We start from the raw sequence: 24,549 nt of genomic DNA on the forward strand, positions 1-24,549 counted from the left end.
GCCCCCGATCGACGCAAGCCCGATCGGTGCGTGGCACAGTGGCGCCCGTGAGCGACTCACTGAATTCCCTGCCTCTCAACACGGACGGCACCGATCCGGCGACGCCCCCGCGCCTGCCGATCTGGTCGATGTGGACCGGCTCCGACGGCCTCAGCCACATCGACGCCTCCGAGCTGGCCGGCTTCGGCCTCAAGAGCATCGGTGGTGGCGCCGACCCGCAGTGGCTGCGACCGTTTCCCGGCACCGTGACGAACGTGTCGTTCGCGGTGTTGCCGGTCGGATGGGTCGGCGACTGGCACGAGAGCCCGGCGCCGCAGTGGGTCGTGCCGCTGCGGGGTCGCTGGTTCATCGAGACCCAGGACGGGAGCCGGGTCGAGATGGGCCCCGGTGAGATTCACTTCGGGCAGGACCAGGGCACGAGCGAACGGGACGGGCACACCGGGCACCGCTCCGGGCAACTCGGCGACGAACCGTGCCTGCAGCTGCTCGTTCAGTTCGCACCCCCGGTGGCGGCGTCGACGCAACACCCGTTCGCATGAGTTCCCCTGTGCTGCTGCGCCCGCCGGGCCCGCCGGTGGCGAGCGAGCCGACTCTCGTGCGGGTCGACGACGCCCGCTTCGAGGCGGTCGTGAGCGGCGCCCGGCTGACCACGCTGTACGACCGGGCGATCTGGGCAGAGGGTCCCACCTGGTGGGCCGCGCGGGACATGCTCGTCTTCAGCGACGTGCGCGGCCGTCGGCTGCTCGGGTGGCGCGAGGACGGCGCGGTGGAGGTGCTCGTCGACGTCACGCCGTTCGGCAACGGCAACGCGGTCGACCCGCAGGGCCGGCTCGTGCATTGCGAGCACGGCCACCGTGCGGTGACGCGCACCGAATCCGACGGGCGCCGAACGGTGCTCGCCGACAGAGTCGACGGGCGGCGGCTGAACACCCCGAACGATCTCGCGATCGGCCCCGAGGGCCGGTTGTGGTTCACCGACCCGACCTTCGGTCTCCTCGACCCGCGGGAGGGTTACCCGGCGCAGCCGGAGCTCGACGTCATGGGCTTGTACCGGATCGACCCCGAGGGCCTTTGGCTCGCTGCGAAATTCGACTATCCCAACGGCCTCGCGTTCGCGCCCGACGGCTCCCGGTTGTACGTCTCGCAGACGCCGCCGGGCGGCGAGGCCGGGATCATCGCGTTCGACGTGACCGCTCGCGGCCTGACGAACCGTCGCTGGTTCGCGACCGTGCCGAGCGGCATCCCGGACGGCTTCACGGTCGACCGCCGCGGCTGGGTGTGGACGTCCTCGGGCGAGGGGATCTGGGTGTTCGACGAGGCGGGCACCCGCCTGGGCCTCGTGGCCACCCCGCACCTGACGAGCAACTGCGTGTTCGACCCGACGTGGCGTCGCCTCTCCGTCACCGGCGACGACTCCCTCTGGCTCATCGACCTCCCCCACGCCTGACTCAACGCCGACCCACCCGTCCCCGAAAACTGCGTGTCACGGTGAGAACTGCTGTCCGTGCTGCAGTTCCGAACGCGACACGCAGTTTTCACGGACACGGGAAGTCATCCGTGGATCGCTGTGAGGAAGTCGTCCATCTCCTGCTCACTCAGAGCCAGATCTTCGGAAAAGCGCCTCAGTTCGATGCGATGACCAACGTCGTCTCGCAACCTGAAATGGTCACTATGCAGGGCCTCCAATTGACCGACGAGAGTCGCCTCCTGCACGGGCCCCGCCGGCTGTTGCCACACCGTCCGGTCGACGCGCCCAGTCTCCAGCCGCGCGACGGTGCGCCCCGACAACGTCACGTCGGTTTGCGGTGATGCCTTCTGCAGGGAAGCGACGAACCGGCCCGTCGCCTCGGCGATGGTCTCCGTCACGAATGCGGGACGTCGATTCTGTGCGATCCCAGTAACCAACTCGGTGAACATGCGATCTGTCGCACCACTCAGCGGATCGACGTCCAGGGCTGACGGGTCTCCGAGGCGGAAGATGAGCCGCGTGCTTCCCTGGGTGACCCCTGCGAGGCGCACCTCGCCGAGTTGCTCGAGCACGCGCGGAGGGCGACCCAGACCGGCCGCGTTCGCGGCCTCGCGCGTCAAGCGAAGAATCACGTCCTGCAGTGCCTCTCCGACCCGCGCGGCAGCATCAGCCCGCAGCTCCCCCGGCGGATCCGCCTGACCGTACATCCGCAGCTCGATCTCACGCATGGCGCAGCACCTCCTCGTCCGTTCATGGTGCCATCGACCGCCGACAAGACCGAGAGGAACACTGACGCGCAGGTCAGCGCTTCGAGTAGGTGCTCTGGCGCGACAGACTCACTACCTCGACCTGGACACCGCGCGCGGCGGTCGGCAGGCACACAGCCTCCGACGCCGAGAGACGCCGAGAACTGCGTGTCGTGGTGAGGACTGCGGCACGAACCGCAGTTCTCGTCACGACACGCAGTTCTCAGGGTCGTTGTGTTCGGGGCGTGGGTGGCTCGGGGACGGGCGCTCGGGAGCGTTGGTCAGTGGCGTACGTCGTCTTGGATGTCGTCCTCCTCGTCGTCAAGGCCGTCGGCGAGGAGGCGGTACAGGTCACGGCGGGCGGTGTCGAGCACCTGCGCCGCGGCGGCGGCCATCTGCTCGTCACCGGTCTGCATGACCGCGCGGGTTGCGAGTTTGACCTGACCGTAGGCGGTGCCGAGGTCGGCCAGGCCGCCGGACAGCTCCGGCTCCGGCTCCTCGGACTCCCACGGAGCCCGACCCTCGGCGGCCTTCTCGGCCTGCGCCCGACCCGCGTCCGTGAGCCGGAACGCCTTGCGGCCCTCGTGCTCGCAGGCCTCGATGAGTCCCTCGTCCTCCAGCTGGCTCAGCGCAGGGTAGACCGCACCGGGGCTGGGCTTCCAGGCACCGCCCGAGCGTTCGCCGAGCTCCTGGATGAGCTGATAGCCGTTGCGTGGGCCTTCCGCGAGCAGCAGCAGGGCCGCGTTGCGGACGTCACCGCGCCGGGCCCGGCCACCGCGTCGACCGCGGCCTCGGCCCGGCCCGCCGAACGGAGCCGGTCCGAACGGGCCGCCGGGACCGAACGGACCCTCCGGGCCGAACGGGCCTTCCGCTCCGAACGGGCCGTCGGCGCCGAACGGGCCGTCGGGCCCGAACCACCCACCTCGACGACCGGACGGGCCGCGACCGCGACCGCCCTGGGCACCCCGACCGCCGCCACCACCATGGGCACCCCGACCGCCGCCACCACCATGGGCACCACGACCGTCGCGACCTCCTCGTCCACCGGTGCCACCGGGGCCACCGGGGCCGCGCCGATCCTGGGGACCGTCCTCAGCCTCCGCGCGCCAGGGACCCTGGCGACCGGAGCGGCCTCGTCGCTCCTCGAAGCCCGAATAGCCTTCCGACTCACCGAAGCCCGCGAAACCCTCGGCACTGCCGGGACCCCACGGCCTCCGGCCGCCACGTCGACGGCCGCGTCGACCCGCACCAGGCCAACCTGACTTTCCAGACCCGCCAGACCCGCCCGGCCAGCCAGGCCCACCGCGCTCACGACGCGCCGGCTCCTCGAACCGCTCGCGTCGCTGCCAGGGCCCGCAGGCCCATTCCCCGGACCACCCGGGGTTCATCGCTGCGTCCATGACGCACCTCCTGATGTCTGCGGGGCGCCACATCGGCGCCCGTTGCCACCAGCATGCGGCAAGCTATCGCGATATGTCCACGATATATCTAGATGATCTTTCGAGAATACAGGCGGAGGGCCGCCGCGCACGCAGCGCGACGGCCCTCCGTTGCCCGGGAAACCCGGATCAGTCAGCAGGTCAGAGCATCTCGAAGATGACCGCGATGCCCTGGCCACCGCCGATGCACATCGTGGACAGACCGTACTTGCCGCCGGTCCGCTTGAGTTCGTACAGCAGCTTCGTGGAGATGACCGCGCCGGAGGCGCCGATCGGGTGGCCGAGCGCGATCGCGCCACCGTTGGGGTTGGTCTTGTCCATGTTGAGCTCGAGGCCGCGCGACACGGCGAGCGCCTGGGCGGCGAACGCCTCGTTGGCCTCGATGACGTCCATCTGGTCGACACTCATGCCGGCCTTCTGCATGACGGCCTTCGTCGCCGGGATCGGGCCCTCACCCATGACGTCGTTCGGCACGCCGGCCACCGCGTAGGCCACGATGCGCGCGATCGGCTTGTGACCGTCCTTCTCGGCGGTCGCCGCATCGGCGAGCACGAAGAACGACGCGCCGTCGTTGATGCCGGAGGCGTTACCGGCAGTGACGGTGCCGTCCTTGGCGAACGCCGGGCGCATCTTGGCCAGCGACTCCAGGTTGGTGTTCGGCTTGACGTGCTCGTCGGTGTCGAAGGTGACCTCGCCCTTACGGGTCTTCTTGACGACCGGGATGATCTCGTCCTTGAACTTGCCGGCCTCGATGGCCGCCGCCGCGCGCGAGTGGGAGTCGACCGCGAGCTGGTCCTGGTCCTCGCGGCTGATGCCCCACTTCTTGGCGACGTTCTCGGCCGTGTTGCCCATGTGGCCGGCGCCGAACGGGTCGGTCAGCGTGCTGGTCATCGTGTCGAGAATCTGCGTGTCGCCCATCCGGGCGCCCGTGCGCATGGCGGTCGAGAGGTAGCCGCCGCGGCTCATGACCTCGACACCGCCACCGATGCCGTAGTCGGCGTCGCCGAGCAGGATGTTCTGCGCGGTCGTGACGATGGCCTGCAGGCCGGAGGAACACAGGCGGTTGACCTGCATCGCCACCGACTCCATGGGCAGGCCGGCACCGACGGCCGCGAGCCGCGAGACGTAGGCGAACTTGGCGTCGGTCGGGATCGTCGTGCCGACCGTGACGTAGGAGATCTGATTCGGGTCGACTCCGGACCGCTCGATGGAGCCCTTCATGACCTGGGCGCCCAGGTCCTGCGGGGCGACGTCCGCCAGCGAACCGTTGAACGTGCCGATGGCGGAGCGGGCTGCGGACAGGACGACGACGTCGCGATCAGTCATAGCGTGATGCCTCGTTTCCGATTTGGGGGACCGGGCAGCGACGCTGCTGCCGTGCCCGGGGTCGCGGGGTACGCGCACTCAAGGCCGAACCTAACGTGTTTCGGCGCCCGACGGCGAGGCATCGCCCACATCGCAAGAGAGGGATGCACGCCCGTTCGCATCGTGAACGGCGCGCGAACCCCGCACGAACGCCAGGATCGAGGCCCTGCCGATTGCGCACCGATGACGTAGCCTTGGCTCAGGAATCTTTTGAAAAGTTTACTGAGGTGATGTCATGCCGACTCCCGCCGGACCGAGCAGCCTGCACGGCCGACCGTTGCTGGATTCTCGCGCCGACATGGCGCTCTATCTGGCGCGCCCACACCTCGAGTCACGCCTCGACGCCGCCGTCGATCGAGGGCTCAACGTGCTGGTCACCGGCCCGCGCGGAGGCGGTCGCACGACCCTGCTGCGCGCCCTGCTGTTCCGCCGACGCCGGCACGCCAAGTCGGCGAGCGCCCCGGTCTACGTGCGCGCGGCCGCTGCCGGTTCGGTCTCCGAGCTGGTGCGGCTGGTGCACACGGCTCTGCTCCCGGGCGCCGAACCGCCATCCGACGAGGGGGCGCTGGCGCTGGTCACCGCACTCGGGACGGCGCTGCGCGCGGAGGGGGTCACCGACTCCGAGCGGCGGTTGCTCTGCCTCGACGACGTCGACCCGCGCATCGGCAACCAACTGTTCGGGGTGCTGCGCGACGAGGTGTGGGCGCTGCCGGTGCAGTGGGTGGTCGCGGTCGACTCCGACGGCGCCGCCACCCTCGCCCTGCCGCCGGCCGACGCCTTCTTCGAGACGCGCCTGGACCTGCCCGAGCTCACCCGCCAGGAGGCCGAACGCCTGCTCGCGCTGCGGCTACCCAGCCCCATCGCGCTCCCGGAGGCCGTGCAGCGGTGTACGCCTCGAGAGGCTCTGGACCTCGCCCGCCTCGCCCCGGCCGAGCGCGCCGGTGCCGTCGACGAGCGCGCCCGGCGCGACGACGCCGCGGCCCGGCTGGGGCGCCCGGCGACGATGCTCGTTGCGGCCCTGGAGGAGCTGGGCCCCGTCAGTCCGTCCGACGACCGCCTCCTGGCGCGCACCGGCTGGACGAGTTCGCGTGCCAGCCAGGTGTTTCGACAACTCTTGGATGTCGGACTCGTCGCCTACCGTGAGGTGCGTGGAGATCGACCCGGCCGCCCCGCGCGGCTCTATGAGCTCACGCCGCTGCGCGGCTGAGGCGAGCCCGTGACGCCCGGCAAGCCGAAGCGGGCGGCTCGGGCGACGCCCGCGCGTGCGCAGGGGCCCGGCATCGAGTTGCTGCGGCGCCTGCAGGAGGGGCACGCGTTCAACCCGAGCCCGCGTCACGACCAGCTGTACGCGGTGCACGTGCCGTACGACGAGCTGACCGGCGGGTCGAGCTGCGAGGCGGCCCTGGAACGGGCGCTGCGCCAGGGGCGGCGGGTGGCGCTCGTCGGCGCCTCGGGCACCGGCAAGTCGTCGGTCACCGAGCACGTGCTCGGCCCGCTCGTCGAGGGGCTCGCGCCACTGCGCGTGCCGGTGACCATGGAGCGCACGGGGATCGCCACGGACCCGGTCGAATTCGCGCGACACCTGGTCGCGCTCGTCGGACGCTGGGTCGACGTGGCCCTGCCGCAGCGGAGCCGGGACGCGGCCGACCTCGCGCCCGCCCGCCGGGGCCCGGCCACCCACAAGGTGTCGGTGGCGCCGACGTGGATGGAGACGAAGGTCGAGCTCGCCTACGAGCTGAGCCAGGCCGCGGCGCTCGACGCCCCGACGAGCACGCAGGTCGTCGAGCAGGCGCGCGGGCTGCTCGACCTCATCCGCGGCGACGAGCTCGTGCCGGTCGTCGTGCTCGACGACACCGACCGCTGGCTCTCGACGAGCTGGCAGCCGGACAACCCGGGCGTACGGGCCGCGTTCTTCGGCCGCGTCGTGCGGGTGCTCGCCGAGGAGCTCGACGTGGCGGCCGTCGTCGCCGTGCACCCGACCTACCTCACCGACGCCGACTACCAGGCGAGCGCCGGCTTCCTCGACACGACGCTGCACGTGCCGCAGGTGCCCGACGCGGCGGCGGTCGGGCGAATCCTGCACCGGCGCACCGCCGACGACCTCGGGGAGGAACGCGACGACCTCATCTCGCCCGAGGCCCTCCAGGTGCTCTTCGAGCACTATCGGCACGCGCCGAACGTGCGCCGCCGGCTCCTGCTCATCGCGAACGCGGCGCTGACGCTCGCGGTCGACGCGGGTGCGGACCGCATCGAGCGGAACCACTGCATCGCCGCGATCACGCAGGAGAACCTCGTCGACTGAATTCATTGAGTTATGCGTATCCCTGCGTTAGGTTATGAATCGTGACCGCGCCGACTCCCTCCCCCGCCTTCGTGGCGCATCGGCGTCGGCACATCGACCTGCTCCGGGTCACCTCCTCCTCGTGTCGGTAGGCGCGCACGTCTCGCACCCACCGACCCGACCCGGGAGCCCCGCATGACCATCACCGCCCCTGCCGGCACGCCCGGCGTCACCACCTTCACCCCCGCCCAACTCCTGCGCACCGCACGGCTGCTCGCGCGCAATCCCGAGCTGCCGCAGCTCATCGCGCAGGCCCCGGTCGACCCCGACAGCGGCCGGCCGTGGGTCCGGCTCGACCACACCCAGCAGTTGGAGGTCTGGCTGCTCGGGTGGCCGCCCGGCACCTCGACCGGGTGGCACGACCACGGCGTCTCCGGCGGCGCGTTCGTCGTGGCGCAGGGGTCGCTCACCGAGCACTCGACGCGCAAGCCCGGCGACGCGGGTCGCCCCGGCGGCCCGCCCGTCGCGGTGCGCACCGAACACCTGGCGCCGCAGATGGGCCGGGCGTTCGGTCTCCGGCACGTGCATGATGTCGTGAACAACGGTGTGGCGTACGCGGTCTCGGTGCACGCCTACGCCCCGGCGCTGGGGGCGATGACGCGCTACCGGCTCCGGGACGGGCGGTTGCACATCGTTGAGACGGCACGGGAGGGAGTGGACTGGTGAGTGACCAGGACACCGGAACCGACGCGCTGCTCGCGCGGGCGCGCAGCGTGTACACGCCCGTCGACCCGTCGGAGGCGGCCCGCGAACTCGCGACCGGCGAGGCGCTGCTCGTCGACATCCGTCCGGAGGCGCAGCGGCGCGAACACGGCGAGATCGCAGGCGCCCTCGTCGTCGAACGCAACGTGCTCGAGTGGCGCTTCGACCCCGCCGGCGCGTGGCGCCTGCCGCAGGCCGGCGCCGCCGCGCGCGTCATCGTGCTGTGCCAGCAGGGCTACGCGTCGTCGCTGGCCGCCGCCAACCTCGTCGCCCTCGGCGTCACCCGCGCCACCGACGTCGCCGGCGGCTACGAGGCCTGGCGCGCCGCCGGCCTGCCGACGACGCCGTAGCGCTCGTCGCGCCGGTTCGCCGGAGGCGGTGACGCCCGCGCGGCTACCGTGGCCGGATGAGTGACTTCAGCGAGGCGGGGGCGTCGGCCTCCGCGGACCTGCACGATCCGTACACGCTGGCGCGGCAGGCGGCGGCGGGGCTGCAGGAGCGCACCGGCCTCGAACGACACGACATCGCGGTGGTGCTCGGGTCGGGGTGGGGCCCCATGGCATTGGCGCTGGGGCAGCCGAGCGCGCGCATGAGCGCCACCGAGCTGCCCGGGTTCCACGGCGCCACGGCGGTCGGGCACGCGGGCACGTTGAGCAGCATCGACGTGGCCGGCCGGCGGGTGCTCGTGCTGCAGGGGCGCACCCACTTGTACGAGGGGCGCGGCGTCGCGGCCGTCGTGCACGGGGTGCGCACCGCCGCGGCCGCCGGCTGCTCAACGATCGTGTTGACCAACGCCGCCGGCAGCCTGCGCACCGAATGGCCTCCTGGCACACCGGTGCTCATCGCCGACCACATCAACCTCACCGCCCGCTCCCCGATCGTCGGGGCGCACTTCGTCGACCTCACCGACCTGTACAGTGCCCGCCTCCGCGAGGTGTGCCGTCAGGTCGATCCGTCGCTCGCCGAGGGTGTCTACACCCAGCTGCCCGGGCCGCACTTCGAGACGCCCGCCGAGATCCGCATGGTCCGAGCCGTCGGCGGCGACCTTGTCGGCATGAGCACCGGCCTGGAGGCCATCGCCGCCCGAGAGGCCGGCTGCGAGGTGCTCGGTCTCAGCCTCGTCACCAATCTCGCCGCCGGCATCAGCGGACCCCTCAGTCACGAGGAGGTGCTGGAGGCCGGCGCCGGCGCCGCAACCCGCATGGGCTCGCTGCTCGCCGAGGCCATCGCCCGCATGTGACCGTCTCCGCCCGCTCGGCGTTGCGCGTGCAGCCGACGGTTGCGACTACAGCCGCACCGGCGAGCGCCCAGCGCAACGCCCCGCATGCGGACGCGCCAGGCGGGTCCGCCTGTTGCGGCCCGGGCCCGAGGCCGGCTACTTCAGCAGCTGCTGCATGTGCTGGATCTCGGCCTGCTGACCGCTGATGATCTGCTCGGCCAGCTGAACGGCGGCCGGGTTCTCGCCGGAGTCGATCTCCTGCTGCGACATCGTCACCGCGCCCTGGTGGTGTTCGATCATCATCTGCAGCCACATCCGGTCGAACGACTCGCCCTGGGCCTGATGCAGCTCGGTCATCTGCTGCTGCGACATCATCCCGTCCATGGAGCCGTGCCCCATGTGGCCCTCGCCCTCGGCGGCGGCCGTCGGGGCGGGCACCGGCTGCCCCCACTCCTGCAGCCAGCCGGACATCGTCTGGATCTCCGGGTCCTGCGCGTCCTTGATCTGCTGCGCCAACGTCTTGACCTCCGTGCTCTGCGCGCTCGCCAGCGCCATGTCGGCCATCTCGATCGCCTGGCCGTGGTGCGGGATCATGCCCGTCGCGAACGCCACATCCTGGTCGTTGTGCGCCGCGGAGGCGGCTTCGGTGCCCGCGCCTGTCTGGTCCGCCGTCGGGGTCGTCGGGGAGGCGGTGGCCTGGCCCTCCGCCCCCGCGCCGGAGCCGCCCTCGCCCGAGGAACCGCACGCCGTCGCGGCCAGCAGCACCGCGGCGCCAAGGGCCACCGCGCGTAGACGTTTGCTCATCGTCAGATCCTCTCGCCGAGACGTCCGTGAGTTGCTCTGCGGCCCAGCCTAGTTGGCGCCGAGTTCGAGGGCAGCGCGGTAGGCGTGGTAGCCGCCGAGGCCGCTGACGCCGCCGCCCCGGCGCGAACCGGCTCCGCCGAGCAGCACCCCGGGGAGCGCGCTCTGCACGCCCCACCGCCGCGCGGGCGTGTCGGCCGGCTCGTCGTCGTCGAGAAACGGCCAGGTCAGCGGGCCGTGGAAGATGTTGCCGCCGGGCATGGCCAGGGCGTGTTCGAGGTCGCGGGTCGTCTTCGTCTCCACGCACGGCCGACCCGCCGAGTCGGTCGCCAGCACCGGCTCGATCGGCTCGGCGAGCACGCTGTTCAGCGAGTCGCGCACCGCACGCTCCAGCCGGCGCCGCATCGCCTCGTGCCCCGCCTCGCTCAGGTCGCGGACCAGGCGGTGCGGCGCGTGCAGCGCGAACACCGTCATCGTGTGCGCGCCGCGTTCGGCCAGCTGCGGCCCGAGGATCGTCGGGTCGGTGATCGAGTGGCAGTAGATCTCCGCCGGCAGCGGATCCGGCACCGCCCCGCAACAGGCCCTCTCGAAGGCCGACTGCAACTGCCCGTAGCCCTCGTTGATGTGGAACGTGCCCCCGAAGGCCGCCGCCGGGGGCACCGTCTCCCGCAGCCGCGGCAGCCGCTCGAGCAGGAGATTGACCTTGACCTGGGCGCCCTCCACCGGCCCGGAAGCCGACCCGATGAGTCGGTCGAGCCCAGCCGGGGCCGCGGCCCACACGACGAGCCGGGCGTCGACGGCGTGCTCGGTCTGCGTGTGTTCGTCGCGCCACGTCACCCGGTCGGGTTGCACGGCCGTGACCTCCGAGCCGGCGCGCAGCTGCGCCCCGGCCGCCGCCGCGACCCGCGCGAGTTCGTCGCTGACCTGCCCCATGCCGCCGACCGGCACGTCCCAGTCGCCGGTACCGCCGCCGATGACGTGGTAGACGAAGCAGGCGTTGTGGCGCAGGTCGGGCTCGTGCGCGGCGGCGAAGGTGCCGATGAGTCCGTCGGTCAACGCGACGCCGCGGGTGAGGTCGTGCGACAGATGCCGCTCGATGAGTTCCCCGAGCGGCCGGGAGAAGACGTCGTCGAACAGGTCCGGGTCGCCGGTCGCCGCCAGGGCGCGAGCCAGGTCGGCCCGGCGCGGCAGCGGCCGCGTCAGGCTCGGCCACACGACCGAGGCGAGGGTGCCCGTGCGCTCGGACAGCCGAGCCCAGCCGGTCACGTCGGCACCGGCCCCGACCCGCTGGAAGGAGGCGGCGGTCGCGGCGGGGTCGCCGGTGTCGATGAGCAGCCCGGTGTCGGCGCCGAGGACCGGGGTGTAGGAGGAGTACCGGCGCCGGCGCAGCGAGATCCGCAGCCCGAGGTCGTTGATGACCGCCGGCGGGAGCAGGCTGACGAGATAGGAGTACCGCGACAGCCGCGCGTCGAGTCCGTCGAAGGCCGGCGCGGAGACCGTCGCACCGCCCACGTGGGGCGAGCGCTCCAGCAGGAGCACCGAGCGGCCGGCCCGAGCCAGGTACGCCGCGGCGGTCAGTCCGTTGTGGCCGCCGCCGACGATGACGACGTCGTAGCTGGTCGCGTGGTCGGCGGGGGTCGGCATCGCCTCAGCATAGGAGTCCTCCCGAGGCGTCGACGGGCCTCGCCGGGGCGTCGACGGGGCGTCGACGGGCGTCGACGGGCGTCGCCGGGCCTCGCCGGGCCTCGTCGCCGCCGACGATGAGGGTGGTTTTTGGGACCCGAGACGAAGTTGGCTTACATACTCGCGGCCGAGCTCGAACCGGGGCGCCGCGACCTGCGGCTTTACCGTGCCGACTCCTCGGTCTGGCCGAGTATGTAAGCCAACTTCGTCTCGACCCAGGATTGCGGGGGTCTGGGAGCGTCCGAGACAACGGAAAGACTCCGGGCGGGCGACCCCCCGGGGGTCGGCACGTTCTGGAATGGACCGGACCGGGGCAGGCAGAGGCTGGAATGGACCGGATCGGCGCGGGCAGGGGCCGAAATGGGGACGGAGGGGCGAGCGGACTCCGGGATAGACCAGGAGCGGATCTGGGAGCCCGGGCGTGGACCGCCTCGACCCAGGAGGCGAAGCGAGGGAGAACCGGCCGGCGGGGACCGGGACGAGGCTCGGAAGCGTGGACAGGCACAACCGGGAGGCCGAAGGCTGCCCTTTCGGTCGAGGGCTCGGGCTGCAACCCTAGCCCTCGACCGAAAGGGCAGCCTTCGGCAAGATGGGGCGGCTCACCAGCGCAAGCCGGCGGCCATGAGCCGGGTCTCGACCTCGAAACGCTCCTGGGTGCTCAGCGGCGGGCGCGACTGCGGGGCCGGCACACCGATGTCGTGCGCGCACGCGAGCAGCACGTCGTCGTAGGCGGCGGTGCAGGCGCGCACGCGGGTGGCCAGGCCGGGCTGGTTGGCCTCGCGCACGCGGCGCAGTTCGCGGGCGAGGCGGGCGAGCTCCAGCTCGTGCAGCACCGGCGGGACGGGCTCGGGCGGTCGGCGTCGGCGGGCGTCGACGTAGTCGATGAGCGGCACGAGCAGGCGCGGGGGCGTGCCGAAGACGAACCACACGAGGAGCCGCGTGCAGGCATAGATGCCTGCGAACATGACGCCGACGACGGCGAGGTACTCGAGCATGGCGGCCACCTCTTTGCGCCAGTGTCGCCCGGGGCCGCGCGCCGGGCAAGAGGTAATCCGCACGCGGCAAGGCCGGTCTACGCACGACAAGGCGGATCCGCACGCGGCAAGGGAGGCCTACACGCGATGGGGAGTGATCCGCACGCGACAAGGGGGATCCGCACGCGACGAGGCCCCGCCCGGGTGGGCGGGGCCTCGTGGTCGGGGGAGGTGCTTCAGGCCCTACACCGTCGAGGGGAGGTCGTCCCCCGGAGCAACCTCCCCTCGACCCGTGCGGCAGGGCCGTACGCGTGTGTCAGCGGCGCGCGGTCACCAGGCGCACCAGCCACAGCAGGATGCAGGCGCCCAAGATCGCGGTGAGCATGCTGAAGATGAGACCGCCACCGGCCACGTCGAGGCCGAACAGGGAGAGCAGGAAGCCACCGAGCAGACCGCCGACGATGCCGACGACGATGTTCAGGCCGATGCCCTGCTGGGCGTCGGTGCCCATGATCTTGCTCGCGATCCATCCGGCGATACCACCGAGGATGATCCATCCGATAATTCCCCAGCTGATCATTTGCTGATCCCTTCCTTAGGTTGCTTGTCGTGCGGTCGACGGCACACAGAGGGGCCGACGACGACAGTGATGCGATCGGACTCGCATGACCATCGCTCCCCACGCCATACCCAGGTTGACCAGACCCAATGCGCGCGAACGCGCCTGCGCCCATTCTCTCGCCGATATCCGGATCCGCCAGCCGAGAAAACACCCATAACACCGGGTGCGGACCCTCATCGATCGATGTCGGGCTCCTGCGCGAGCTCCTGCGGCCGGGTGTGCGAGCTCACCTTCGCCCCGGACAGGTAGGCCGCCCGGGCCAGGATGTTGCTCGCGACCGAGGAGACGATGAGCAGCGCGGCCACCGTCACCAGCGTCTTGAGCAGGTCGATCCACGTGAACCCGACCGCCGCCCAGCGGTGCAGGAACGCCGCGACGACGATGAGCGGCAGGCCGGTGCCGGTGGCCGGGGTGAGCACGTTGATGCGGGAGATCGCGTCGTGCTGCCGGTGCATCGCAACGGCGCTGACGAGCACGAACAGCGCGCCGACGACGACGAGCACCCCCGCCAGGGTCTCCAGGATCACGAACAGCGTGCCGTTCATCGCCGCCCCCTCGTGATGATGCGGGCCAGCGCGATCGTCGCGAGGATGCCGAGCAGCGCCGCGAGCATCGCGGCGTCGACGACCGCCGCCGACCCGTAGAGGATGCCGAACAGCACGAGCAGGCCGATGGCGCTGAAGAACACGAGGTCGCCGACGACGGCCCGCGTCGCGTTGTCGGGTGCGGTGACGACTCGCACGAGGCCGAGCACGATCGCGACGCTGAGGATGCCCATGGCGATCCAGGTCCCGATGATCATCAGCGCCCTCCCCACTCGTCGCCGGGCCGCAGGTCGTCGGCCGGCTCCGGCGCCCGCCCGCGGGTGGCCGTCAGCAGCCGGGTCTCCATGTCGCGCAGCCCCTCGATGATCTCGGCGCGCGAGCGGCCGTAGAGGCTGTGCACGAACAGCGCCGGTCCCACCCCGTTCTGCGCGGAGGCGGTGCCGACCACCAGCGTGCCGGGCGTGATCGTGATCGACGAGGCCATCGCGGTGATCTCGAAGTCGGAGCGGCAGCGCAGCGGCAGCTCGACGATCGCGGGGGTGGCACCGTCTCCGGGGGTGAAGGTGTCGCGGGCCACGGCCCAGGAGCCCTTGCCGACCTCGACGACGATCCACGCGATGTAGCTGATCCAGCTCAGAATCCTCATCCCAGCACCGCCTGCACGTAGGGCGCGAGGTCGGTCAGGGCGAGGCCGGCCGACTGCGCGATCGGGTAGAGCACGCCGCCGAAGACGAACATCAGCACCGACACGACGATGAGCACGTAACCCGGGGCCGCCAGGCTCGTCGGCACCCGCACGTCGTCGGTCAGGGCGACGAGCGGAGCCCGACCGGCCAGCGGGTCGTCGGGGGCGTACCGCTCCATCGGCGGCCCCCAGAACACCTGCTCCCACAGCCGTTGCAGCGCCATGAGCGAGGCGAGCGAGGCGAGGATGATCGCGCCGATGAGCACGGCGGCCACGGCCGCGGGCGGCTGGGAGGCCCCGACGACGAGGCCCACCTTGCCCCACAGGCCCGAGGTCGGCGGCAGGCCGACGAGCGAGAACAGCCCGAGGGTGAAGGCGACCGCGATCCAGCGTTCGCGGCGCATGAGCCCCCCGAGCCGGTCGTAGCGCCCCGACCCGTAGGTCTGCTCGAGCGCGCCGGTGAGCAGCAGCAGCGCGCCCATCGTGATGACGTGGTGGGCCAGGTAGAACAGGCCCGCGGCGAGGGCGTCAGTGGTGAACACAACGAGCCCGAGCAGGATGTGCCCGACGCCGCTGACCATCTGGAAGGCCATCGCCGGGCGGATGCGGCTGACCCCGGCGGTGCAGATCGCGCCGACGAGCATCGTGGCCACGACGACGACGATGAGCACCCACACCCACGGGGCGACCTCGCCGAACGTCGTCGCGTAGATGCGGTAGACCGCGTACAGCGCGACCTTGGTGTGCAACCCGGAGAAGAGCGCCATCATGCCGGCGGAGGTGGCCGGGTAGGAGGTCGGCAGCCAGCCGTGCACGGGCACCGCGCCGGCCTTGATCGTCAGGGCGAGCAGCACGGTGATGATCGCCATCGCGACGCGCGGGTCCTCGGCCGCCCGGCCCTGCAGCACCGCGAGGTTGACGCTGCCGGCGACGCCGTAGACGAAGCCGACGCTGATGAGCAGGAACGTGCTGGTCAGCAGGTTGACGAGGATGAACACCCGGCCGATGCCGAGGCGCCGCCACGTGCCGGTCACCGCGATGAGCGCGTACGACGGCAGCAGCATGACCTCGACGAACACGAAGAGGTTGAACAGGTCGCCGGTCATGAGCGCGCCGTTGACGCCGGCCATGAGCATGAGCGCGAGCGGCGGCACGAACCGGTAGCGGTCCTCGCCGGTGGCGACGAGGAACCAGCCGCACATCGCGGTGGTCAGGCCGGTGACGACGAACATCATCGCGGTCACCGTGTCGGAGACGAACGGGATCGCGACCCCGGGCACGAAGCCGGCGACGTTGTGCGCGAGCACCGGGGTGCTCTGGTGCACCCCGATGAGCCAGGCGCCGCCGGCCGCGACCGCCAGCGGCACCCCGACGAGCAGCACCCGGTCGAGCAGGGGGTGCCGCACGACGACGGTGAGTCCGGCCGCGAGCAGCGGCAGGGCGGCGAAGAGAGCGAGGTTGGCGGCGTTCATCAGGTGTGGCTCTCCCCCGTCGACGGCATGCGGTGGGTGTCGTCGTTGTGGCCGATGACCGCCAGCGTCAGCATGACGACCGTGACCGCGAGGGTGATGACGATCGCGGTCAGCACGAACGCCATCGGCAGCGGGTCGCCCATGAGCTCGGGGCTGTTGATGTCGCTGAGCGGTTCGGCGCGCCACCCGGGCACGCCGGTGCTGAGCAGCACGAAGTTCGCCGCGTGCGAGAGCAGCGTGATGCCGAAGACGATGCGCACCATGCTGCGCGAGAGCAGCAGGTAGGTGCCGCCCGCGACGAGCACCCCGACGGTGACGGACAGGATCATCATCGGCCCGGCTCCTTCGGCTTGGTGCCGTCGGCCAGATGTCGCGTGCGCAGGCCGACGCGTTCGCGCGACTCGCCGCGGACCGTCTCCATCGGGCCGGTCAGTTCGCCCTCGACGGCCTCGTCGGCGCGCTCGCGGGTGCCCTCGGAGCCGGGCTCGAGCAGGGCCTCGCCGCTGGTGCCGAGCAGGTTGAACGCGAGCATGACCAGGCCGATGACCGCCATGTAGACGCCGACGTCGAAGAGCATCGAGGTGACCAGGTGCACGCCGCCGAGGTAGGTGTGCATCGGCTCGAGGAAGGAGCCGGCGAAGATCAGGCCGGCCAGGCCGGTGACGACGGCGACGGCCACACCGCCTCCGATGAGGACGATGGGGGCGCGCGGCGGGCCGATCTGGCGGTCCTTGGAGGTGGACAGGTAGTACAGGCCGACGATCGCGGAGCCGACGAGCGCGGCGATGAAGCCGCCGCCGGGCGAGTTGTGGCCGCGCCAGAAGATGACCGCCGAGAGCACGACGAGGATCGGCGCCATGAAACGCACCGCGAGCTGCATCGGCAGCACGTTCGACCACGCGTCGGTGATCGCGCGGTAGGCGGTGCTGCCTTCGGCGCGCAGGTCGAGCTGCGGGCGGCGCACGTTGCCGGCGATGCGGTTGCCGTCGGGGTCGAGGTTGCGGTCGCGCACGCTGGAGACGATGGCGAGGATCGCGATGCCGGCCATGCCGAGCACGGCGAGCTCGCCGAGGGTGTCGAGCGCGCGGAACTCCACGAGGATGACGTTGACGATGTTGTTGCCGCCGGTCACCTCGGTGGCCTGCTCGGCGTAGTAGGTGGCCACGTCGGAGCGGGGGCGGCGGGCCGAGAACGTCCACGTCGCGAGGAACGCGGCGACGCCCATGCCGGCCGACAGGATGAGCGCCCGGGCGTGCCGCGGCTTGGTCGAGCGGCCGAAGTCGCGGGGCAGCTTCTGCAGCACGAGCATGATGACGATGACCGTCAGCGACTCGACGAGCAGCTGGGTCAGCGCGACGTCGGGGGCGCCGAGCGCGAGCAGCTGCACGGTGGCGACGATGCCGACCGCCGACAGGGAGACGGTGGCCGCCAGCCGCGACACCGAGCGGCACACGCTGACGACGGCGCAGACGATGAGCGCGAGCAGCAGCACGTCGATCGGCTGCGTCAGGGCGACCGGGCCCTGCGCCCACGGCGGGGTGTCGCCGGAGATGAGCAGCAGCCCCGGGATGACGACCGCGATGAAGCTGCTCAGCAGCATGACCAAGTGGCGCTCGGGGCGGTCGACGACGAAGGCCCGCACGAGCGGCAGCGCGACGTCGCGGAGGCGGTGGTGCACCCAGGCGATGACACCGGCTCCGTCGGTGGCGAAGGTGGGCTTCTCCAGGGCCGGCCACAGCGCGCGGCGGCGGGCGATGACGACGGCGCCGAGCGCGAAGATCGCCAGGGTGGCGAACAGTTCGGGCGTCACCCCGTGCCACAGCGTCAGGTGCGACTCGTAGCCGGAGCCGGGCCGCATGGCCTGCGTCGCGAGCGAGACGGGGGTGTCGAGCACGAACGCCGCCAGGCCGAGTGGGATGCCGAGCAGGATCGGCAGCGCGGCCGACCACAGCATGACGTTCTCGTGGCGGTTGACGGGCGCGGGGCCCTCGTGGTGTTCCTCGCCGCGGCCGTCGACGAAGGCGCCGAAGAGGATCTTCGTGCAGTACGCGAAGGTCAGCACGCTGGCCGCGGCGGCGGCGATCATCGCGGCCCACCCGGCCCACGCCGGGCCGGGCGCCTCGAGCAGGCCGGCCAGGACCGACTCCTTGGAGACGAAGCCGAGCAGCGGCGGGATGCCGGCCATCGAGGCGCAGCCGACGGCCATGACGGCGAAGCTCGCGGGCATCTGGCGGCGCAGGGCCGGGAGCCGGCGCAGGTCGCGGGTGTGCGTGGAGTGGTCGACGACGCCGACCATCATGAACAGGCCCGACTTGAACAGCGCGTGCGCGATCGTGTGGGTGATCGCGGCCGCCAGGGCCGGGGCGGTACCGACTCCGAGCACGGCGACGATGAGCCCGAGCTGGCTGACCGTGGAGTAGGCCATGAGCTTCTTGAGGTCGGTCTGCTGGCAGGCGAAGAACGCGCCGAGCGCGGCGGTGAACAGGCCGACGGTGATGAGCGAAACGTTCCACACCGGGGTCGCGTGGAACGCCGGGGAGAACCGCATGAGCAGGAAGATGCCGGCCTTGACGACCGCCGCGGCGTGCAGGTAGGCGCTGACCGGGGTAATCGCGGCCATCGCGTCGGGCAGCCACACGTGGAACGGAAACTGGGCGCTCTTGGAGAAGCCGGCGATGAGCACGAGCGTGGCGACGAGGCCCGCGAACGCCGGGTCGGTGCCCCAGACGGGGTGGGCCAGGGCCTCGGTGACGTTCGTCGTGCCGGTGCGCACCATGATGAGGCCGACCGCCGCCAGCAGCGTCAGGCCGCCGATGAACGTCATGAGCAGCGTGCGCATCGACGCCTGCTCGCCGGCGTGGCCCGAGCGCGCGATGAGGAAGAACGACGCCAGGCTCGTCAGTTCCCAGCAGATGAACAGCAGCACGAGGTCGTCGGCGAGCACCAGGCCCACCATCGACAGCGTGAACGTCGTCATGACGAGGTAGAAGCTCAGCTGCGGACCCTTGCCGAGGTACTCGGTGGAGTACGCGAAGACGACCGCCCCGATGAGCAGCGCGATGAGGCTGAACGCGACGCCGATCCCGTCGGCCCGCAGCGCGAAATCGACGCCGAGCGGCTCCACCCACGGGACCCGCCACACCGCCTCCCCGGTGCCCTGGCTGCCCGCGCCGGTGGTGCCGGCCGTGCCGCCGGCGAAGACCGCGGAGATCGCGGGCCACAGGGTGGCGGTGGCGACGAGGTAGAGGGCGGCGAGGGGCCAGCCGGCCGCGCGGCCCATCGCGCGATCCAGCACGGGCGTCGCCGCGACCGCGACGGCGAGCACGCACAGCGTCCAGACCATGCTCATCGTCGGCGTCAACTCCTTGGGCTCGATGCACCGGTTCCGTGTGGCCACAACCTTGCCCGGCTTTATGCGCCCGATGCCCTCTTCACCTGAATCGAATTCCGACAGCACCTGTGTGCAATGCGGCGGGGGTTTGCGGGAGCCGGTGGCGGTGACGCCGCGCGGGCAATGACCGACATCCTTGTGCATCCGCCCGTCGCCGCGCATCCCTGCGGACGCCCTCGCGGGGCAGGTGCGGGTGTCGTCGGCGCAGGCTGGGTGAGGGCACCCACGGGCGCTTTGGCGGGCCCCGGCCTTGACGTGGCTCTCGCCGGGATCAGTCGGTGCGACGGGTGCGGCTCTCGCGTGGGGCCTCGCCTGGGTGGTCGCCCGGCTTGGCGTCGGCGAGCGCCCGCCCGCGACGCACCCCGAACTCGAAGGCGACGAGCCCGACCGCGACGACGGCCAGCAGCGGGAGCACGAAGCCGGCCATGACGAGCGTGAAGCCCTCGAGCGCGTCGTGCTCGGACGCGGCGAGCACGACGTACGCGACGTAGGCGGCGTAGAGGACGACGAACGCGGCGCCCTCCCAGCGGGCGATGACGTAGCCGGTGAACGCGACCGGCAGGAGGGCCGCCATGGCCGCCAGCATGAGCGGCGCGTCGAGGGCGATGACCGCGCCGGGCACGGGGATTCCCGCGGGCGCGTCGCCGGGCGCCGGCAGCAGGGCGGGCAGACCGAGCACGAGGCCGAGGTTGGCGATGTTGCTGCCGACGACGTTGCCGAGCACGAGCCCGGGGTCGCCGCGGCGGGCCGCGGAGATGCTCGAGACGATCTCCGGCAGCGAGGTGCCGACCGCCACGATCGTCAGACCGATGACCAGGCCGCTGACGCCGAACGCGGTCGCGATGCCGATCGCCCCGGTGACCAGCACGTTGGCCCCGACGACCAGGCCCGCCAGACCGAGCACCAGCCACAGGATCGCCTTCGGCAGTGGCAGCGGCTCGTCCTCGTCGGTCTCGCCTGCCTCGTCGGGTTCGCTTGCCTCGCCGGGCTGCTCGGCCTCGGTGGCGGCGTCGCGGCGGCCGACGACGACGGTGATGACGACGTGCGCGACGAAGCAGGCGATGAGGATCAGGCCGTCGATCGGGCTCAGGTGTCCGTCCAGGCTCAGCGCGAGGAAGGCCACGCCGAGGAAGACCATGAACGGCAGGTCGAGGCGCAGCAGTCGGCGCTGCACGGCCAGCGGCGCCACGAGCGCGGCGAGCCCGACGACGAGCAGCGCGTTGGCGGTGTTGCTGCCGACGATGTTGCCGACGGCGAGGTCGGGCTGGCCCTGCAGCACGGCGTCGACGGAGACGGCCAGCTCGGGCGCGGAGGTCGCGACCGACACGATCGTCAGCCCCACGACCAGCGTCGACATGCCGAGCCGCCGCGCGATCGAACTCGCGCCGGAGACCAGCAGCTCACCGCCGACGACGAGCAGCACCAACCCCCCGACGATGCGGACGAGGTCGAGCAGATCCAGGGCTGGCACGAGCGCGAGTGTAGGTGTCACCGCCTCCCCCCGCCCGCCCGCCGCCCACGTCCCTGAGAACTGCGTGTCGTGGTCGCGACTGCGGTTCGTGCCGCAGTTCTCACCGTGCCCCGCAGTTCTCAGGGACGTTGAGGGTCGTTAGGGGGCGTTGTTGTTAGGGGCGTCGCGGGGTGCGGGGGTCTCGGGGGTTGCGGGGCGTTCGCGGGGCGCCGGGTGGCGGGTCAGTGAGCAGCGGCCTTCTTCGGCAGGGGCAGCACGTGCATGATGCCGACGACGACGAAGCCGACGACGAGTCCGATGATCGCCGAGAAGAACGTGTTGACGAGCCAGCCGACGAAGGCGCCGGCGCCCCCGGTGGCGTGCGCCGCCGCCTCCTCGAGGTGGTGCACGAAGCCGTAGAGCGCGTGCCAGCCGAGGGAGTCGGTGCCGACGAGCAGGATGTGCCCGCCGACCCACAGCATCGCCACGACCCCGACGACCGTGAGCACCTTGAGCAGCTTCGGCATGCCGGCCACGAGCCCGCGGCCGAGGGAGGCGATCGCGCCGGACTTCGTCTCGGCGAGGTGCAGGCCGATGTCGTCCATCTTCACGATGAGCGCGACGACGCCGTAGACGAGGATCGTGATGGCGATCGCGACGACGACGAGGATGATCGCCCGCGTCCAGAACGCCTCCGCGGCCACCTCGTTGAGGGAGATGACCATGATCTCGGCCGAGAGGATGAAGTCGGTGCGGATCGCGCCCGCGACCATCTGGTCCTCGCGCTCCTGGCTGCGCTCGCCGTCGGCGGCCTCCTGCGCCGACTGCTGGCCGGTGGTCTCGTGGCCGCGCACCGAGTGCAGGATCTTCTCCGCGCCCTCGAAGCACAGGTAGGTGCCGCCGAGCATGAGCAGCGGGGTCAGCAGCCACGGCAGGAACTGGCTCATCAGCAGGATGGCCGGGAGGATGAAGACCAGCTTGTTGCGCAGGCTGCCGATCGCGATCCTCTTGATCATGGGCAGCTCGCGCTGCGGGGAGAAACCGGTGACGTAGCGCGGCGTCACCGCCGTGTCGTCGACGACGACGCCCGCGGCCTTGGCGCTCGCCCGCCCGGCGGCGGCCCCGATGTCGTCGACGGACGCGGCGGCCATGCGGGCCAGCGCCGCGATGTCGTCGAGGAGCGCGACGAGCCCGGCGCTCACCGCGCCACCCCCACCCCGGCCGCCCCGACCCCGGCCGAAGGCTGCCCTATCGGTCGACGGCTAGGACTGTGGCAGGAGCCCTCGACCGAAAGGGCAGCCTTCGGCCAGGTGGGTGGGGCCCCCGGGAGGCGGGTGAGCGGGGGGCCCGGGGGGCCGGGGAGGCGGTGGATGCTCAGCACCGTCTCAGGGTAACCAGGGCGCCGGGGGCGCACCCGCTGAGCGCACGCGTCACGGTGCGGTCTGGTGATGCCGCGCGACGAGGCGGCGCACCGACGGGGTGGCCAGCTGGGTGCCGAGCACGAGGCCGGCGCCGATGCCGAGCGTCGACAGCATCGCGGTCGCGAAGTCGTACCCGGCCTGCGGGGTGCCGGCGACGAGGTTGAGCAGCGAATACGCCACCGCCAGCGCCGGCAGCAGCGCGCCGCAGTACGCCGGAACCGCGAGCACGAGCACGGCCGTGCGCATGCGGGCGGCGGCCAGCGTGCAGATGACCCCGAGCACGGTCGCCGCCGCGAACGTCGCGAACAAGGCGGTGAACCCGAACGCGAGAAACGCCCGCTGCGCGCACGAGGTGACGGCCGCGGCCACCGCGATCATCGGCATCGTGCGCCCCGCCGCCCCCTGCCCGACGGCGTTGGCCAGCGCCGCGACCGTCGAGGCGAGCAGCGCCCACGGCAGCGTCAGCGGCACCAGCTCGATGCGGGTCGGGTCGACCTCCACGTGGAACCACGACGACGTGATGACCAGCCCGGCCGGCATGCCGAGCAGCACGCCGAGCACGACGAGCGCGATCGAGAGCCCGCGCGCATTGGCCGGGTCGCGAAAGCCGGTGATCGCGTCCTGGGCGAACGCGACGATCGCGGGGTGCGGCAGCAGCAGCACGAGCAGCGGCGCCACCGCGGAGGCGGTCTGGCCCGGGCTGAGCCAGCCGAGCGCCAGCGTCGTCGTGCCGAGCGCGAGCCCGATCGCCGACTGCGCCGCCACCGTGAAGAACGACGGCACCGCGTAGCGGGAGATGACCAGCCCGGCTCCCATCGCGGCGAGCACGAGCACGAAGGCGCCGATCGCCGAACGCCAGTCGCCGCCGGCGAGAAACTCAGCGTGATGCCGAGCACCCCGTTGGCCAGCAGGAAGTACGGCGCCGACCAGCGCGGCCCGAGCGATTCGATGATGTCGAGCCGCCGGGAGGCCCCGGCCATGTCGATATCGCCGGCGACGATCTCGTCGACGAGGCGGTAGATGCGCGACAGCGCCGACAGGTCGCTGCCGATGTTGCGCACGATGCGCATCTCGGTGATCGGCGCCTCCCCCGCCGGGGAGTACTGCAGGCGCACCGCCGCGGTCGTGATCTCGAGTTCCAGCGGCGCCAGCTCCCACGTCGCGGTGATCGCGACGACCGCAACCTCGGTGTCGCGGCCGTTGGCGCCGGCGCGCAACATGGCCTCCGCGAGGTCGAGCGCGAACCCCATGACCTCGCTGATCGGGTACTGCTCGGGAGGCGGGTGCGGCACCAGCCCCGAGTACAGCGAGCCGCGCAGCAGCGTGCGGATGTCGCGTTTCTGCGCGGCTGTCGTGATGCGCGGCGCCCCGTCGATGAGCGGAAACGACGAGGTCGTCGGCGGGCCGAGCTCGAGGGCCCCGGTGTAGGCGAGCGTGCTGCGCCGGGCGGCGCGCACCGGACCCCAGCTGGCCACCCGACGGCTCAACCGGCCCTTCGAGCGGCCGGGCTCGGCCGGCTCGTCGTCCCCGGCCTGCGCCCCGCGCCGCGCCCGCCGGGCCGCCTCGAAGGCGGCGAGCTGGGCGGGGTCGAAGGGCTGGTCCGGGATGGTGGGCACCGGGGCTCCTTCCGGTCGGCGGTCGAGGGGCGACCGCCGACACGGGCGGCCGCGCGACGACGCCGTCGGCAGAGCTTCAGTGTAGGAGCCCCCTGCCACATCGGTCGCGCTCGGCGGTTCGGGCGGGCGGGTCTCCCGAACGGCGAAGCAGGCGGTGCAAACGCCCGAGCAGAAGGGGCCCCACACGGGCCGGGGGGCGAGGATGGGCCCATGGCAGTCACGCTCATCCGGCACGTCGGCGCGAGCCCGCGCGCACTCTGGGAGGCGGTCACCGACTTCGTCGCGCACGCCGAGGCGGTGCCGCTGACGACGATCCACCCGGAGCCGGGCCCGCCGGCTCCCGGCTGGCGGTTCACCGCGCGCACGGCGCTGGGGCCGCTGGGCTTCGACGACCCGATGCGGCTGACGCGCTGGGCCCCGCCGGGCAGCGACCCGGACGACCCCGACTCCGGCTCCTTCGAGCTCGTCAAGGAGGGCCGGCTGCTCGGCGGCTGGGCCGGCGTGCGCGTCGGGCCCGGCACGAGCGAGCGCACGAGCCGCCTGGAATGGCGCGAGGAGATCTGGTTCGCGCCGCTGCCGGCCCTGACCCGCCCGCGGCCGCTGCGGCGC

General features: G+C 72.0%; 25 protein-coding genes and 1 pseudogene. 9 read left to right on the plus strand and 17 right to left on the minus strand.

The window, feature by feature from the left end; translation table 11 throughout:
- The first annotated feature begins 47 nt into the window (after positions 1-47).
- Together PINTE_RS07460 and PINTE_RS07465 are read left to right on the plus strand one after the other, a co-directional pair.
- Positions 48-539 (plus strand): cupin domain-containing protein, encoded by a 492-nt coding sequence (locus tag PINTE_RS07460; protein WP_217996528.1) that lies wholly within the window; start codon positions 48-50, stop codon positions 537-539.
- Complete coding sequence (locus tag PINTE_RS07465; protein ID WP_068428093.1) at positions 536-1,447, plus strand: SMP-30/gluconolactonase/LRE family protein; 912 nt, start codon at positions 536-538, stop codon at positions 1,445-1,447. Before PINTE_RS07460 ends, PINTE_RS07465 begins: the two co-directional genes overlap by 4 nt.
- A 104-nt stretch (positions 1,448-1,551) precedes the next feature.
- Here PINTE_RS07465 and PINTE_RS07470 read toward each other — a convergent pair whose 3' ends face one another.
- From PINTE_RS07470 to PINTE_RS07480, 3 genes are all read right to left on the minus strand, one after another.
- On the minus strand, positions 1,552-2,196 hold the full coding sequence (locus tag PINTE_RS07470) for a hypothetical protein (RefSeq protein ID WP_068428096.1): 645 nt from the start codon (positions 2,194-2,196) through the stop codon (positions 1,552-1,554).
- 299 nt (positions 2,197-2,495) lie between these two features.
- The gene (locus tag PINTE_RS23875; protein ID WP_245642842.1) at positions 2,496-3,614 is read right to left on the minus strand and encodes a PadR family transcriptional regulator; all 1,119 of its coding nucleotides are present in this window, start codon (positions 3,612-3,614) and stop codon (positions 2,496-2,498) included.
- 180 nt (positions 3,615-3,794) lie between these two features.
- Complete coding sequence (locus PINTE_RS07480) at positions 3,795-4,979, minus strand: acetyl-CoA C-acyltransferase family protein (RefSeq protein WP_068428104.1); 1,185 nt, start codon at positions 4,977-4,979, stop codon at positions 3,795-3,797.
- A gap of 274 nt (positions 4,980-5,253) precedes the next feature.
- On the opposite strand from PINTE_RS07480, the gene PINTE_RS07485 reads away from it, so the two are divergent.
- The 6 genes from PINTE_RS07485 (at position 5,254) to PINTE_RS07505 (ending at position 9,301) form a co-directional block, all read left to right on the plus strand.
- Positions 5,254-6,225, plus strand: a complete 972-nt coding sequence (locus tag PINTE_RS07485) for a hypothetical protein (RefSeq protein WP_157087122.1) — start codon at positions 5,254-5,256, stop codon at positions 6,223-6,225.
- A 9-nt stretch (positions 6,226-6,234) separates the two neighbouring features.
- Positions 6,235-7,320, plus strand: coding sequence for a hypothetical protein (locus PINTE_RS07490; protein WP_068428111.1), 1,086 nt, complete (start codon positions 6,235-6,237; stop codon positions 7,318-7,320).
- Between the two features lie 71 nt (positions 7,321-7,391).
- A complete protein-coding gene (locus PINTE_RS25010) occupies positions 7,392-7,451 on the plus strand; it encodes a putative leader peptide (RefSeq protein WP_373280148.1) in 60 nt (19 codons plus the stop codon).
- Between the two features lie 43 nt (positions 7,452-7,494).
- Complete coding sequence (locus tag PINTE_RS07495; RefSeq protein WP_068428114.1) at positions 7,495-8,025, plus strand: cysteine dioxygenase; 531 nt, start codon at positions 7,495-7,497, stop codon at positions 8,023-8,025.
- Positions 8,022-8,411, plus strand: coding sequence for a rhodanese-like domain-containing protein (locus PINTE_RS07500; RefSeq protein ID WP_068428117.1), 390 nt, complete (start codon positions 8,022-8,024; stop codon positions 8,409-8,411). Before PINTE_RS07495 ends, PINTE_RS07500 begins: the two co-directional genes overlap by 4 nt.
- 56 nt (positions 8,412-8,467) lie before the next feature.
- Positions 8,468-9,301 (plus strand): purine-nucleoside phosphorylase, encoded by an 834-nt coding sequence (locus PINTE_RS07505; protein WP_068428120.1) that lies wholly within the window; start codon positions 8,468-8,470, stop codon positions 9,299-9,301.
- Positions 9,302-9,436: 135 nt separating this feature from the next.
- Here the strand turns inward: PINTE_RS07505 and PINTE_RS07510 are convergent, their stop codons facing one another.
- The 14 genes and pseudogenes from PINTE_RS07510 to PINTE_RS25015 all read right to left on the minus strand — a co-directional run.
- Complete coding sequence (locus PINTE_RS07510; RefSeq protein ID WP_068428122.1) at positions 9,437-10,084, minus strand: DUF305 domain-containing protein; 648 nt, start codon at positions 10,082-10,084, stop codon at positions 9,437-9,439.
- Between the two features lie 48 nt (positions 10,085-10,132).
- Positions 10,133-11,725 carry a phytoene desaturase family protein gene (locus PINTE_RS07515; RefSeq protein WP_068428125.1) on the minus strand — a complete coding sequence of 531 codons (1,593 nt, stop codon included), beginning with the start codon at positions 11,723-11,725 and terminating at the stop codon, positions 10,133-10,135.
- A gap of 638 nt (positions 11,726-12,363) precedes the next feature.
- Complete coding sequence (locus PINTE_RS07520; RefSeq protein ID WP_068428128.1) at positions 12,364-12,759, minus strand: hypothetical protein; 396 nt, start codon at positions 12,757-12,759, stop codon at positions 12,364-12,366.
- 295 nt (positions 12,760-13,054) lie between these two features.
- Entirely contained in the window at positions 13,055-13,318 is a 264-nt protein-coding gene (locus PINTE_RS07525; RefSeq protein WP_068428131.1) for a GlsB/YeaQ/YmgE family stress response membrane protein, read from the minus strand.
- A gap of 215 nt (positions 13,319-13,533) precedes the next feature.
- Positions 13,534-13,905, minus strand: a complete 372-nt coding sequence (locus PINTE_RS07530; protein ID WP_068428134.1) for a cation:proton antiporter — start codon at positions 13,903-13,905, stop codon at positions 13,534-13,536.
- A complete protein-coding gene (locus tag PINTE_RS07535; protein ID WP_068428137.1) occupies positions 13,902-14,162 on the minus strand; it encodes an MrpF/PhaF family protein in 261 nt (86 codons plus the stop codon). The genes PINTE_RS07530 and PINTE_RS07535 overlap by 4 nt, the downstream gene beginning before the upstream one ends.
- Positions 14,162-14,551, minus strand: coding sequence for a Na+/H+ antiporter subunit E (locus PINTE_RS07540; RefSeq protein ID WP_068428141.1), 390 nt, complete (start codon positions 14,549-14,551; stop codon positions 14,162-14,164). The genes PINTE_RS07535 and PINTE_RS07540 overlap by 1 nt, the downstream gene beginning before the upstream one ends.
- Complete coding sequence (locus PINTE_RS07545; protein ID WP_068428144.1) at positions 14,548-16,062, minus strand: proton-conducting transporter transmembrane domain-containing protein; 1,515 nt, start codon at positions 16,060-16,062, stop codon at positions 14,548-14,550. Before PINTE_RS07545 ends, PINTE_RS07540 begins: the two co-directional genes overlap by 4 nt.
- The gene (locus tag PINTE_RS07550) at positions 16,062-16,391 is read right to left on the minus strand and encodes a sodium:proton antiporter (RefSeq protein WP_068428147.1); all 330 of its coding nucleotides are present in this window, start codon (positions 16,389-16,391) and stop codon (positions 16,062-16,064) included. The genes PINTE_RS07545 and PINTE_RS07550 overlap by 1 nt, the downstream gene beginning before the upstream one ends.
- Positions 16,391-19,411 carry a DUF4040 family protein gene (locus PINTE_RS07555; protein WP_068428149.1) on the minus strand — a complete coding sequence of 1,007 codons (3,021 nt, stop codon included), beginning with the start codon at positions 19,409-19,411 and terminating at the stop codon, positions 16,391-16,393. The genes PINTE_RS07550 and PINTE_RS07555 overlap by 1 nt, the downstream gene beginning before the upstream one ends.
- A gap of 313 nt (positions 19,412-19,724) precedes the next feature.
- On the minus strand, positions 19,725-20,924 hold the full coding sequence (locus PINTE_RS07560) for a calcium/sodium antiporter (RefSeq protein WP_306304848.1): 1,200 nt from the start codon (positions 20,922-20,924) through the stop codon (positions 19,725-19,727).
- A 221-nt stretch (positions 20,925-21,145) separates the two neighbouring features.
- The gene (locus PINTE_RS07565) at positions 21,146-22,105 is read right to left on the minus strand and encodes a DUF808 domain-containing protein (protein WP_068428150.1); all 960 of its coding nucleotides are present in this window, start codon (positions 22,103-22,105) and stop codon (positions 21,146-21,148) included.
- Positions 22,106-22,333: 228 nt separating this feature from the next.
- On the minus strand, positions 22,334-23,158 hold the full coding sequence (locus PINTE_RS07570) for a threonine/serine exporter family protein (RefSeq protein ID WP_068428153.1): 825 nt from the start codon (positions 23,156-23,158) through the stop codon (positions 22,334-22,336).
- A gap of 101 nt (positions 23,159-23,259) precedes the next feature.
- Positions 23,260-23,574: pseudogene (locus tag PINTE_RS25015) on the minus strand (threonine/serine exporter family protein); the annotation flags it as partial.
- Between the two features lie 576 nt (positions 23,575-24,150).
- Here PINTE_RS25015 and PINTE_RS07580 point away from each other — a divergent pair.
- Positions 24,151-24,549 (plus strand): hypothetical protein (locus PINTE_RS07580; protein ID WP_068428158.1); only part of this gene is annotated, 399 nt, incomplete at its 3' end.

Source organism: Piscicoccus intestinalis NBRC 104926 (assembly GCF_001515525.1).
Classification (GTDB): Bacteria; Actinomycetota; Actinomycetes; order Actinomycetales; family Dermatophilaceae; genus Kineosphaera; species Kineosphaera intestinalis.